The 12,344-nt window shown below is 31.3% G+C and carries 13 protein-coding genes, 1 tRNA gene and 1 other annotated feature; of the genes, 13 read left to right on the top strand and 1 reads right to left on the bottom strand.

The features are described from left to right. The first annotated feature begins 11 nt into the window (after positions 1-11). The 6 genes from gatC (at position 12) to gatB (ending at position 7,614) form a co-directional block, all read left to right on the top strand. Positions 12-296 carry an Asp-tRNA(Asn)/Glu-tRNA(Gln) amidotransferase subunit GatC gene (gene gatC, locus TICRE_RS04160; RefSeq protein ID WP_075725441.1) on the top strand — a complete coding sequence of 95 codons (285 nt, stop codon included), beginning with the start codon at positions 12-14 and terminating at the stop codon, positions 294-296. An 87-nt stretch (positions 297-383) separates the two neighbouring features. Then, positions 384-632: a binding site (T-box leader), on the top strand. A 69-nt stretch (positions 633-701) separates the two neighbouring features. Next, positions 702-1,607 carry a methylenetetrahydrofolate reductase [NAD(P)H] gene (gene metF, locus TICRE_RS04155; RefSeq protein WP_075725439.1) on the top strand — a complete coding sequence of 302 codons (906 nt, stop codon included), beginning with the start codon at positions 702-704 and terminating at the stop codon, positions 1,605-1,607. Between the two features lie 15 nt (positions 1,608-1,622). After that, positions 1,623-2,300 carry a hypothetical protein gene (locus TICRE_RS04150; protein WP_075725437.1) on the top strand — a complete coding sequence of 226 codons (678 nt, stop codon included), beginning with the start codon at positions 1,623-1,625 and terminating at the stop codon, positions 2,298-2,300. Continuing rightward, positions 2,290-4,665, top strand: a complete 2,376-nt coding sequence (locus TICRE_RS04145; protein WP_075725435.1) for a homocysteine S-methyltransferase family protein — start codon at positions 2,290-2,292, stop codon at positions 4,663-4,665. The genes TICRE_RS04150 and TICRE_RS04145 overlap by 11 nt, the downstream gene beginning before the upstream one ends. 114 nt (positions 4,666-4,779) lie before the next feature. After that, complete coding sequence (gene gatA, locus TICRE_RS04140; RefSeq protein ID WP_075725433.1) at positions 4,780-6,183, top strand: Asp-tRNA(Asn)/Glu-tRNA(Gln) amidotransferase subunit GatA; 1,404 nt, start codon at positions 4,780-4,782, stop codon at positions 6,181-6,183. Beyond that, the gene (gene gatB / locus TICRE_RS04135; protein ID WP_075725431.1) at positions 6,184-7,614 is read left to right on the top strand and encodes an Asp-tRNA(Asn)/Glu-tRNA(Gln) amidotransferase subunit GatB; all 1,431 of its coding nucleotides are present in this window, start codon (positions 6,184-6,186) and stop codon (positions 7,612-7,614) included. Between the two features lie 9 nt (positions 7,615-7,623). Here the strand turns inward: gatB and TICRE_RS13730 are convergent, their stop codons facing one another. Next, complete coding sequence (locus tag TICRE_RS13730) at positions 7,624-7,755, bottom strand: hypothetical protein (protein WP_269843973.1); 132 nt, start codon at positions 7,753-7,755, stop codon at positions 7,624-7,626. A 102-nt stretch (positions 7,756-7,857) separates the two neighbouring features. Between TICRE_RS13730 and TICRE_RS04130 the strand changes: the two genes are divergently transcribed. From TICRE_RS04130 to TICRE_RS04100, 7 genes are all read left to right on the top strand, one after another. Beyond that, entirely contained in the window at positions 7,858-8,373 is a 516-nt protein-coding gene (locus TICRE_RS04130) for a DUF2179 domain-containing protein (protein ID WP_075725429.1), read from the top strand. A gap of 65 nt (positions 8,374-8,438) precedes the next feature. Next, positions 8,439-9,422, top strand: a complete 984-nt coding sequence (locus tag TICRE_RS04125) for a GerMN domain-containing protein (RefSeq protein WP_075725427.1) — start codon at positions 8,439-8,441, stop codon at positions 9,420-9,422. Positions 9,423-9,583: 161 nt separating this feature from the next. Continuing rightward, a complete protein-coding gene (gene rph / locus TICRE_RS04120) occupies positions 9,584-10,324 on the top strand; it encodes a ribonuclease PH (protein ID WP_075725425.1) in 741 nt (246 codons plus the stop codon). Between the two features lie 43 nt (positions 10,325-10,367). Then, on the top strand, positions 10,368-10,922 hold the full coding sequence (gene rdgB / locus TICRE_RS04115) for an RdgB/HAM1 family non-canonical purine NTP pyrophosphatase (RefSeq protein ID WP_075725695.1): 555 nt from the start codon (positions 10,368-10,370) through the stop codon (positions 10,920-10,922). A 34-nt stretch (positions 10,923-10,956) separates the two neighbouring features. After that, positions 10,957-11,913, top strand: a complete 957-nt coding sequence (locus tag TICRE_RS04110) for a ComEC/Rec2 family competence protein (RefSeq protein ID WP_075725423.1) — start codon at positions 10,957-10,959, stop codon at positions 11,911-11,913. A 24-nt stretch (positions 11,914-11,937) separates the two neighbouring features. Continuing rightward, positions 11,938-12,138, top strand: coding sequence for a DUF3006 domain-containing protein (locus tag TICRE_RS04105; protein WP_075725421.1), 201 nt, complete (start codon positions 11,938-11,940; stop codon positions 12,136-12,138). Between the two features lie 127 nt (positions 12,139-12,265). Next, positions 12,266-12,339 (top strand) — tRNA-Gly (locus TICRE_RS04100). The last annotated feature ends 5 nt before the right edge of the window (positions 12,340-12,344 follow it).

Below are 12,344 nucleotides of genomic sequence, written 5' to 3'. Positions count from 1 at the left end.
GGGGAATTTTTATGATAGATAAAAGAGAAATAGAATATTTAGCAGATCTTTGTAAATTAAACTTAACAGAAGAAGAAACCATAGGTTTTGAAAAAGATTTAAATGATCTTTTAGGTGAGGTAGAAGTTATAAAAGAAATAGATACAAAAGAAGTAGAGATAACTTATAATGTAAATGAGATGAAAAATGATTTAAGAAAAGAAAGTGTATGGAAATCTCTTCCAAGAGAAGAAGTTCTTAAAAATACATCTGAAGAACAATATGGATATTTCAAGATTTTAAAAGTTGTAGACTAGAGAAAAAATAAAGTTTTCTGTAAATTCAAAAAGATATGGTTGACAAATAAAATAATAGTTGTTATACTAGTATAAATTAAATGGTAAATATAGGCGAAGAAGAGAAGAGTAAGCGGGGGATACTTATACAGAGAACTCTAAGATGGTGAGATAGAGTAAAGTGGAACTGCGCCCAATATGGTCTTGGAGTCTGAATATCGAAGTTAACTTTAGGTATTCACGTGTTCACACGTTATAGTGATAGAGTATTTAAAAGTTTTTTAATGTACTTGAAGAGTTATAGACTGCGAGGTTTATATAAATTAAGGGTGGTAACGCGAAGCTTTCGCCCCTTTGCATTTAGCAAAGGGGCGAGGGCTTTTTTTAATATAGAAAAATTAAATAAAATTAAAGGGGAGATTTAAAATGAAAATAAGAGATCTATTTAATGAAAAAGAATTTGTATATTCCTTTGAGATTTTTCCACCTAGACATGATTATCCTATAGAAACAGTATACAGTACTATTGAAGAATTAAGTAAATTAAAACCAGATTATATAAGTGTTACCTACGGAGCTGCGGGTAGTATAGCAAACAATAGGACAGCTGAAATAGCAAATCTAATAAAAGATAAGTATGGGATTGAAAGTTTAGCCCATTTAACTTGTATAGGTTCTGACAAACAAAAGATAGATAATGTACTAGCGGATTTAAAAGAAAAGAAAATAGATAATATCCTTGCATTAAGAGGAGATAGACCTGAAGATGGAAGCAATATAGATAGATTTGAATTCATAAATTCCCAAGATATTATAAGATATATAAAAGAAAATAGTGACTTTGGAATAGCAGCAGCCTGTTATCCAGAAGGACACATAGAAAGCAGAGATAAAAATGTAGATATTGAAGTGTTAAAGCGTAAAGAAGAATTTGGAACAGATTATTTTATATCTCAACTCTTTCTAGATAATAATTACTTTTATGATTTTTTAGATAAGGCCGAACAAAAGGGAATAAAAGCCCCTATACAAGCAGGAATAATGCCAGTAATAAACAAAAGACAGATAGAAAAGATAACTTCACTTTGTGGTGCTACACTTCCAAAGAAGTTTATCAAAATAATAGATAAATATGAACACGATAAAGATGCTTTAAGAGATGCAGGAATAGCTTATGCTTTAGAACAAATAGTTGATCTTATTTCTTCAGGAGTTAGAGGAGTTCATCTCTATACTATGAATAATCCTTATATAGCTAAAAGAATAAATGAAAATATGGATTGTATACTTAGCTCTGTAAGAAAAGAAAGTAAAGTGGCAAGTCTAGGGTAAAGGATTGAGTTTTATATGGAAATAAGGTTTAAAATCAAAGATGAAATTTTAAGATATCTAGGTTATAGAGGTCAAACAATAGATGTAGTTATTGACAGGATGATAGATGATACTATAGAAGAGATAAAGTGTTTAATTAAAGAAAGATACGTATATAAAACTTTTAATATTTGCAAGGAAGAAGATGGGTTTTATTTAAAAGAAACAGACTTTTATTTACCGGGAGAAGATATCAAAGATCATCTGAAAAATTCAGATACTTGTATTTTAATGTCGGCAACTTTAGGGCATGATGTAGATACTAAAATAAGATATTATGAGAAAATAGACATGACAAAAGCGTTAATATTTGATGCAGCGGCTACGGCTTTTATCGAAGAATTTTGTGATAGAGTATGTAAAGAGATAGAGTATAGTTTAAAGGATACAAACAAAGTATTGACAAGTAGATATAGTCCCGGTTATGGAGACTTCTCTATAGGAGTTCAACAGGAATTTCTAAGTGTACTGGGTTGTCAAAAGTCTATAGGTTTAACGGCATCTTCTAATAGTATTTTAATACCTAGAAAGTCAGTTACAGCCATATTAGGTGTAATAGAAAAACATGAAAAAGAAAAGTCAAGGAGTTGCAACGATTGTAATAAGTATAGTACATGCGCTTTTAGTATAGGGGGAGAAGTTTGTGGATATTAGAGAAAAGCTTAAAAATGATATATTGATATTTGATGGAGCCATGGGAACCATGATTCAAAACTTGGGACTAAAAATGGGAGAACTACCAGAATCACTCAATCTTAATTCCCCAGAGAAAATAATAGAAATTCATAAAAAATATATAGAATCTGGTGCCAATGTCATAACTACTAATACTTTTGGTGTAAATGAAATTAAGTTAAAGGAAAGTTCCTATACGGTTGAAGAATTGATTCATTCAGGTGTAAGAAATGCAAAAAAAGCAATAGAAGATAAAGATGTCTATATTGCCCTAGATGTAGGACCCATTGGAGAATTATTAGAGCCTATGGGAACATTAAGTTTTGAAGAGGCTTATGATATCTACAAAAGACAAATCCTTCAAGGTGTAAAAGATGAGGTAGATCTGATTTTAATAGAGACAATGACAGATCTTTATGAAGTTAAAGCCGCAATACTTGCAGCCAAGGAAAACTCCGACTTACCTATATTTTGTACTATGAGCTATGAAGATGATGGAAGGACCTTTACAGGATGTAATCTTACATCTATGGTTATGGTCTTACAGGGTCTTGGAGTAGATGCCCTTGGGGTTAACTGCTCACTTGGACCTAAAGAATTAGAACCATTAATAGATGAGGTGTTAAGTATTTCAAAAGTTCCAGTTATGGTTCAACCAAATGCAGGACTTCCAAGTGTTATAGATGGAAATACAGTTTTTAATATACTGCCAGATGAGTTTGCAAAATATGGTGCTAGATTTGTTCAAAAGGGAGTTAGAGTGATAGGGGGATGTTGTGGTACAACCGATAGACATATAAAGGCTTTAGTAAATTTTATAAAGGATATAAAACCCCAAAAAAAGAATGTAGATAATATAATAGGGGTATGTACTCCTACAAAAAGTGTAATTATAGATGGAGTAAAAGTAATAGGCGAAAGAATTAATCCTACGGGCAAAAAGTTATTCAAAAAGGCACTTGTAGATGAAGATATAGAATATATTTTGAAAGAAGCTATAGCACAAGTAGATGCAGGAGCTGAAATATTAGATGTCAATGTAGGTCTGCCCGAGATAGATGAAGAAAAGACTATGATAAAAGTCATAAAAGAAATACAATCTATACTAGATATTCCTCTTCAAATTGATTCTACAGATCCTAAAGTAATAGAAAGTGGACTTAGAATCTACAATGGTAAGGCAATAGTAAACTCTGTAAATGGAGAAGATAAGGTATTGGACACTATATTGCCTATAGTAAAAAAATATGGTGCTAGTGTAATAGGACTTACTTTAGATGAAAAGGGAATACCTAAGGGTGCTTTAGAAAGGTTTGAAATAGCTAAAAAGATAGTGGATAGGGCAAAAGACTATTGTATAGATAAAGAAGATATAATCATAGATTGTTTAACATTAACTGCAGCAGCTCAGCAAGAAGAAGTAAGAGAAACACTAAAGACACTAACTCTTGTAAAAGAAGAATTAGGAGTAAAGACAGCACTTGGTGTTTCCAATGTTTCGTTTGGTCTGCCTAATAGAGGGTTAATAAATAAGACTTTTTTAGCAGCATCACTTTATGCAGGTCTAGATTTACCTATTATAGATCCATTAAATAAAGCTATGATGGATACTATAAAAGCTTCTAAGGTTTTATGGAATCAAGACAAAGGTGCAACCGAGTACTTAAAGTCCCATGAAAATATTAAGTCAATAGAAGAAGTTAAAAAAGAAAGTAAAGAAAGTGATAGAGATCTATTTGAAATAATATTAAGTGGAACAAAAGAAGAAGCTAAGAGTGTAACTGCAGAACTATTAGAATATAAGGAGCCCCTAGATATAATAAACGATTATATAGTTCCAGCACTAGATTTAATAGGTGAAAGATATGAAAATGGTGATATATTTCTTCCTCAACTTATCCGGTCGGCAGAAACTGTGAAAAGTTCTTTTGAAATTATAAAGGAAAAGATATTTGAATCTTCTTCTGAGGATATATCAAATGGCAAGATTATTTTAGCCACTGTAAATGGAGATATACATGATATAGGAAAAAACATAGTAAAGGTTTTACTTGAAAGCTATAATTATGAGATAATAGATTTAGGAAAGAATGTTTCTAGTGAAACAATAGTAAAAGCTGCTATAGAAAATGATATTAAATTGGTAGGCTTAAGTGCTCTTATGACAACCACAGTAAAAAGTATGGAGGATACAATAGAGAAACTAAAAGATACAGATCCCTCAGTAAAAGTCATGGTTGGGGGAGCAGTTTTAAATAAAGAGTATTCAGAGATGATAAATGCAGATTTCTATGCAAAGGATGCAAAAGAAGCAGTAGAAATAGCGAAAACTGTCTTAGGCTAATAGATATTAAAAAGTCAATTCTAATGAATTGACTTTTTAATTGTACAATTGGACAAAATAAAAGTATAATAGAAGTAGATAAAGATAATACAAACTTTAACAGGGAGGAATTAGATGGACATTTCAGATTTAAAAGCTTGGGAAATGCGAGAAAAGCTATTAAAAGGAGAAATCTCAAGCTTTGAAACAATAAAATCACATATAAAAAATATAGAAGAAAAAGAAAAAGTGATAAATGCATTTATCACTTTTGATAAAGAAAAGAGTTTAGAGGCAGCCCAAGAAATAGATAGAAAATTAAAAAACAAAGAAAAATTAGGCATCTTAGCTGGGCTTCCTATATCTGTAAAAGATAATATAATTACAAAAGATTTTAGAACTACTTGTGGTTCTAAGATGCTAGAGAACTTTATTCCTCCATATGATGCGAGCGTTATAGAAAAAATCAAAGACAAAGATGGGATCATAATTGGAAAGACTAATATGGATGAGTTTTCTATGGGGGAAACTACTAAGAGCTCTTACTTTGGAGCGACTAAAAATCCATTGGACATTACAAAAAATCCAGGAGGATCATCTGGAGGAAGTGCAGCTAGTGTTGCATCAAGAGAGGCATCACTTTCTGTTGGATCTGATACTGGTAATTCAATAAGAAAGCCTGCAGCATATTGCCAAGTAGTTGGTATAAAGCCTACTTATGGGCTTGTATCTAGATATGGTCTTATAACTATTTCTAATAGCTTGGATACTATAGGTGTATTTGGTCGTGATGTAAGAGATGCTTCTCTTATGTTAAGTGCTATCTCTGGAAGAGATCCATTAGATATAACTACGAAAGATACAAGTTTAAATGTAGATTTAGAAGGAGAGATAAAAGGGCTTAAAATTGGAATTCCCAAAGAATGGATGAGTTTAGAAATGGACACTTCTGTAAGAGAAGATTTCCAAAAATCTATAGAAGAATTTAAATCTTTAGGAGCCCTAGTAGAAGAAGTTTCTATACCAAATATTGTTCATTCAGAAATTATCTATAAAATTATAGTTTGCAGTGATATAAGTTCAAATATGGCGAGATTTGATGGAGTTAGATATGGTTTTAGAGCTAAAGAGTATGAAACATTAGATGAATTATATAAACTTTCTAGAACTGAAGGTTTTGGAGAAGAAGTTAAAAGAAGAATTTTATTTGGAACTTATTTACTTAGTGGTCATAGAGGTGATGAGTATTATAAGAAAGCTCAAAGGGTTAGAACATTAATTATAGATGATTTTGATAATGCGTTTTCTAAATTTGATTTGCTTATTACTCCAACTGATTTAAATAAGCCGGCAAATTTAAAAGAAGATACAAAGCAGTATAATGATTATAATGCGAGTATAAATCTAGCAGGTCTACCTTCTATATCCCTTCCTATGGGAGGAAAAAACTCACAAACTAGTTTACAAATAATAGGGGATAGATTTAAGGATGAGATGATTATAAAAGCGGCATTAGCTTTTGAAGGGGCGGTGAAATAAATGGAATATAAAACAGTAATAGGTCTTGAAATACATGTAGAACTTATGACAAAGACAAAGATATTTTGTGATTGTACAAATGAATTTGGAGGAGAGGCAAACACACACTGCTGCCCAATTTGTTTAGGTATGCCTGGTGCTATCCCACACCTTAGTAAAGAATCATTGGAATATGCCATAAAAGCAGGGCTAAGCCTACATTCATCTATAAATCAAAAGACTAAGATGGATAGAAAAAACTACTTTTATTCAGACCTTGTCAAAGGATATCAAGTTTCACAAGATGAACTCCCTATATGTGAAGGTGGATATGTAAGTATAGAGACACAAGAGGGTAAAAAAGATGTTCATCTTATAAGAATTCATATAGAAGAAGATACGGGAAAATCAGTTCATACCGAAACAGGAGATACACTTCTTGACTATAATAGAGCAGGAGTACCTTTAATCGAAATAGTAAGTGAACCTGAAATGAACTCTGGCGAAGAGGCTAAGTTGTTTTTAGAGGGTCTTCGTGCCACATTAAAATATATAGAGGTTTCAGATTGTAAGATGGAAGAAGGTTCTCTACGTTGTGATGTAAATATAAATATAGTAGATGAAAAAACAGGTAAAAGAACTACCATTACAGAAGTTAAAAACTTAAACTCATTTAGTTCTGCTGTAAAAGCTATCGAATATGAAGAAAAAAGACATATCGAGCTTTTAGAAAAAGGCGAAGATACTCAAAAGGAAACTAGAAGATGGGATGAAGTTGAAAACAAGACAATTATTATGAGACAAAAGGGGGGAACCGAAGACTATAGATTTGCAGTCGATGGTGATATACTTCCTATAGAAGTAAGTGATGAGTGGATAGAGGCGATAAAAAGTTCTATGCCAGAACTTCCACACGATAAAAGAGATAGGTTTATAAAAGAATATAAACTTTCACCATATGATGCCGAAGTTTTAACTTCTTCTAAAGAGGTATCTATATTCTTTGAAGAAACTCTACAATATATAGATGATATAAAACTTGTGAGTAACTGGATAATGGGAGATGTACTTCGAAGATTAAATGAAGAGGATGCTTCTGTAGCAGATTTAAAATTTACATCTAAAGACTTAGCAGATCTATTAAATATAGTAAAATCAGGAAAGATAAATAACAATACTGGTAAAAAAGTATTAAGAGATATGTTTGAAACAGGTAAAAAACCAGAGACAATAGTAAAAGAAAAAGGTCTTATCCAAATAAGTGATGAAGGCGAACTTGAAAATATTGTAGAAGAAATATTAGATAAAAATGAACAGTCAATTATAGATTTTAAAAATGGTAAAGATAGAGCAGTGGGCTTTTTAGTAGGTCAAATAATGAAGGCAACAAGGGGAAAGGCCAATCCTCAAATAGTAAACAAGATATTAGTTGAAAAATTAAATAAAAGATAAAAATAGAGCCTAGGCTCTATTTTTATCTTTTCCTCTAAAATAAGGACAATATTTAATAGGTTTACTTGAAAAGGAAGTAATTTTTTTTAAATTGCATAGCCCATCTTCTTGATAAGCACAATTTTCTGTACACATTATCATAAAATTCCTCCTAAATTACAATGAAGTTATTTTGACCTAAAGAGAAAGTTATTATACTATTATAATAAGGGTATAGTAAAGTTATAGAAAGGAAGGGAAAACATGGGTGGATATTTTTTTATATTTTTTGCAAGAGTAATTGACATGTCTTTATCTACAATAAGAATGCTTATGGTGGTTCAGGGAAGAAAGATACAGGCAGCAGTAATAGGTTTTTTTGAGGCAACTATATATATAGCAGCACTTGGAAAAGTAATGGGAAGTTTAAATGATCCTTGGAAATTATTGGCTTATGGACTTGGTTTCGCTTGTGGAAATATAGTGGGCATAACTATAGAAAACAAAATAGCATTAGGCAATTTAGAGGCTCAAATAGTTTTAAGAGGTACAGAAAATGATTATCTAGTAGATAAACTTAGAGAAAACAAATTTGGCGTTACGGTAATAGAAGGGCAAGGAAAAGAAGGCCCTAAGGATGTTTTAATAATTGCATTAAATAGAAAAGACTTAAGTAGATTACAAAAGATAGTACACGATTTTGATAAAAGAATATTTATAACAGTAAACAATATAAATCCTATAAGTGGTGGTTATTTTTATAATACCAAAAAGAAATAAATACTCATATCATATTTGTCCCTCTCATACAATATATTAGTATTAATATAGGAGGGGGATTAATTATGGTGAATAAGAGAATACTCATATTTGGGATCATTGCAATTCTAGGAATATCTCTTGTGAAATTTGGCACTGGTATTGTAAAAGAAAGTATGAATCAAAAAGATGATGATCTTCAAATCGTAAAATCTGATGATAACTTGGAAGTAGTAGAGGAAGAGGGACTTAGAAAGACTGTATTATATTTTAAAAGTGAAGAGGGCTATTTAGTTCCAGTTATGAAGAGGATTCCTTGGGATGAAGGAATAGCAAAAGCTAGTTTATTAAATATGGTTGATAGTTCTGAGTTAAGAGAAAGTTTAACTTCAAAAGGACTTGAACCTATACTACCAGTAGGAACTAAGGTAAATGGTATAACAATTGATGAAGCTACGGGACTTTGTAAGGTAGATTTCTCTGAAGAATTAAAGAATGTAGAGGATAAAAAAGATGAAGAAAATCTAATTAAAGGTGTAGTTTATACACTTACAGAATTTCCAAGTATAAAAGAGGTTAAGATTACAGTAGAAGGAGAAGAGCTTTCAGTACTTCACGAAAGTGTAGCAATAAATAAGCCGCTAAGTCGTGAAAATATAAATGTAGTTGGAAATATAAAAGATGGAAGCTCAAAGGTAGTAGTCTACTATAAAGGAGAAAATGACTTAGATTTAGATTATTTTATTCCAGTTACAGTGCCTACTATGGCGCCTCAGCCTAATGTATATACTGCTTTAGATTTGATGCTTCAGGGGCCTCCTAGTGATGTGGGATTAAAGAGTGATCTTCCAAAGGACTTGGGGCTAGCAGGAGTGGAGATAAAAGATAATATAGCTTATGTAGATATTACATCAGATACAACATCTTCTTTAAATGAGAAGGAAGTATCAGAATTAATGAAAAATATAGGTCTTACTCTAGGACAATTTAAAGAAATTAAAAGTGTAGAAGTATTACTAAATGGGAAAATAGTAAATACCACAGTTCCAGCATTTGCAAATGAATATTAGAAAATTCTACATAAAAAATGTATCTATAGACTCTATAGATACATTTTTTATGTAGAATAGTAAAGTTCCAATCTTCTATAGAAGATTTTTATTTTGTAAAGATAGAAAAGAATTTAAAAGTCTGATAGAATTAAAGAGGAGAAAAGATTGGAGAGATAAAGATGAGAATAGATAATAGAGAATTTGATCAACTTAGAGAAATAAAAATAACTAGAGATTATATAATTCACCCATATGGGTCTGTATTAATAGAATGTGGCAATACTAAAGTAATATGTACAGCTATGTTTGAAGAAAAAGTGCCATATTTTTTAAAGGGTACAGGCTCAGGTTGGATAACAGCAGAATACTCTATGATTCCAGCATCTACCATAAGTAGGAAAGCACGGGATAGTTCAAGAGGCAAAGTAGATGGAAGAACTCAAGAAATACAAAGACTTATAGGAAGAAGTCTTAGAAGTGTAGTAGATATGAAAGCTATGGGGGAAAGAGCCCTTTGGATAGATTGTGATGTCTTGCAAGCAGATGGTGGAACGAGGACCGCTTCAATTACAGGAGCTTTTATAGCCATGGTAGATGCATTTAATAAACTTAAAAACGAAGGGAAAGTTAAGACTATACCTATAAAAAACTACCTATCAGCTACAAGTGTAGGAATTATAAAAGAAGGTGCAGTTTTAGACCTTTGCTATGAAGAAGATCATAAGGCTATAGTAGATATGAATATAGTTATGACTGATGATGGCAGATTTGTAGAAGTTCAAGGAACAGGAGAGATGAGTGCTTTTTCAAGGAATGAGCTAAATAAGTTATTAGATTTAGGAGAAAAAGGCAATAAAGAAATTATAGAGATGCAAAAAGATATATTAAAAGAAATGGGAGGACTAGAATTTGAAAGATAGAAAAATTGTTTTATCTACAGATAATAAACATAAGATAAAAGAGATGAAAGAAATATTAAAAGATCTTGATATAGAAGTATTATCAAAAGAAGATATAGGATTAAATAATTTTGATGTGGTAGAAGATGGAACTACTTTAGAAGAAAACAGTATAAAAAAAGCAAAAGCTCTAAAAGAAAAAACACCATTTATGGTTATGGCAGATGATTCTGGATTATTTGTAGAGAGTCTAAATGGGGAGCCAGGAGTTTATTCTGCTAGATATGCTGGAGAAGAAGGTAATGATGATAAAAACAATCAAAAACTTCTTCAGATGATGAAAGATCTTCCTATGGATAAGAGAAAAGCTTCCTTTTTTTCAGTGATAGCACTTATAACTGAAAATGGAGAAGTTTTAACCGTAAAAGGAGAATGTAAGGGGAGTATAGGCTTTGAACTTAAAGGACATAATGATTTTGGATATGATCCATTATTTACCCCAGAAGGTTATGAAAAGACATTTGCAGAACTTTCTGGGGAAGTAAAGAACAAAATAAGTCATAGAGCTAAGGCCTTAGAAGAGATTAAAAAGACATTAACTAATCTTTTAGAAAATTAATAAATATAAATAAAATTTATTAAGAGGTGAGATTATGAAAAGGATAGTAACCTTATTATTATCACTAGGTCTACTTTTTGCTATTGTATACTCACCAGATATGATAGCTAAAGAGTTGAAAATGAACCTTGAAGTTCATTTAATAGATATAGGTCAAGGAGATAGCATATTAATAAAAAGTGATGGAGAAAATATGTTAATTGATGCGGGTACAAGATCTTCAAGTGAAACAGTTGTCAATTATTTAATAGAACAAGGTGTAAAAGATTTAAAATATGTAGTTGGAACCCATCCTCATGAAGACCATATAGGAGGGCTAATTGCAGTATTAGATAATTTTAATGTTGAAAATATAATGCTTCCAAATGTTTTAAATTCCACTAGAATATTTGAAGATTTATTAGATACAATAGAAAAGGAAGGTCTTAAAATAGAAAAACCAGTTCCTCTAAATACAATTGCCTTAGGGAATGCAGAACTAACTGTGCTTGCTCCAAATTCTGATAAATATAAACTTGTAAATGATTACTCTATTGTTTTAAAACTCGAGCATGGTGATAACTCATTTTTGTTTACTGGTGATGCTGAAAAGACATCTGAAAAGGAGATGTTAGAGGCTCATAAATCCATTTTAAAGGCAGATGTATTAAAGGCTGGACATCATGGTAGCTATACATCTTCAAGCAATGAATTTCTTGATGCAGTGGACCCTGAGTATGCTATAATGAGTCTAGCTTCAGAAAACACATATGGTCATCCCCATAAAAGCACTTTAGAAAACTTTGATAAAAGAGGTCTAAAAGTTTATAGGACAGATATAGACGGAAGCATAGTAATAAAAAGTGATGGAGAAAATATAGAATTTATAAAAAAGATAGTAGCTAAGGGTTATAAAGAATTATATGTGGCTCTAGAAAAAAACTTGAAAAATATCAAAGATAGTTTTATTATAAAATATATAACGGCAAAGGTAAATCCTGAAAATATGTAGATATAAATTAATTGAGGTGGAAGGATGAAATTTATAATAGATAGATTCGAAGGGGAATTTGTGGTAGTAGAATTAGAAAATAGGGATATGATGAATATCCCTATTGATATAATTCCAAAATTTGCAAAAGAAGGAGATGTATTGAAAATAATTGTAGATGAAGATGAAACTTTTTCTAGAAAGAAGCGTATAGAAGAAAAATTTAAAAGATTATTTAAAGATTAGATGGCTTAAATTAGCAGTTTTTAAGCTTGGAAATAAATTTTAAAATTATTTTTCTAAAATGTGTTGACAAGTTTTAAAAACCCTGATATAATTCTATATTGTTAGCACTTAAGCCCGAAGGAAACTTGCGGGTGTAGCTCAGTGGTAGAGCACTGGCTTCCCAAGCCAGCCGTGAGGGTTCGATTCCCTTCACCCGCTCCAAAAAC

Origin of the sequence: Tissierella creatinophila DSM 6911, from assembly GCF_001940565.1 — a bacterium.
In the GTDB taxonomy this organism is placed as follows: Bacteria; Bacillota; Clostridia; order Tissierellales; family Tissierellaceae; genus Tissierella_A; species Tissierella_A creatinophila.
Note: the sequence above shows the minus strand (reverse complement) of the source record. Positions and strands in the feature narration are given on the sequence as shown.

Bases quoted from the DNA above. Each gene is read 5' to 3' on its own strand.
- gatC (WP_075725441.1), top strand. From the start codon at position 12: ATGATAGATAAAAGAGAAATAGAATATTTAGCAGATCTTTGTAAATTA.
- metF (WP_075725439.1), top strand. From the start codon at position 702: ATGAAAATAAGAGATCTATTTAATGAAAAAGAATTTGTATATTCCTTT.
- TICRE_RS04150 (WP_075725437.1), top strand. From the start codon at position 1,623: ATGGAAATAAGGTTTAAAATCAAAGATGAAATTTTAAGATATCTAGGT.
- gatA (WP_075725433.1), top strand. From the start codon at position 4,780: ATGGACATTTCAGATTTAAAAGCTTGGGAAATGCGAGAAAAGCTATTA.
- gatB (WP_075725431.1), top strand. From the start codon at position 6,184: ATGGAATATAAAACAGTAATAGGTCTTGAAATACATGTAGAACTTATG.
- TICRE_RS13730 (WP_269843973.1), bottom strand. From the start codon at position 7,755: ATGATAATGTGTACAGAAAATTGTGCTTATCAAGAAGATGGGCTATGC.
- TICRE_RS04130 (WP_075725429.1), top strand. From the start codon at position 7,858: ATGGGTGGATATTTTTTTATATTTTTTGCAAGAGTAATTGACATGTCT.
- TICRE_RS04125 (WP_075725427.1), top strand. From the start codon at position 8,439: ATGGTGAATAAGAGAATACTCATATTTGGGATCATTGCAATTCTAGGA.
- rph (WP_075725425.1), top strand. From the start codon at position 9,584: ATGAGAATAGATAATAGAGAATTTGATCAACTTAGAGAAATAAAAATA.
- rdgB (WP_075725695.1), top strand. From the start codon at position 10,368: ATGAAAGAAATATTAAAAGATCTTGATATAGAAGTATTATCAAAAGAA.
- TICRE_RS04110 (WP_075725423.1), top strand. From the start codon at position 10,957: ATGAAAAGGATAGTAACCTTATTATTATCACTAGGTCTACTTTTTGCT.
- TICRE_RS04105 (WP_075725421.1), top strand. From the start codon at position 11,938: ATGAAATTTATAATAGATAGATTCGAAGGGGAATTTGTGGTAGTAGAA.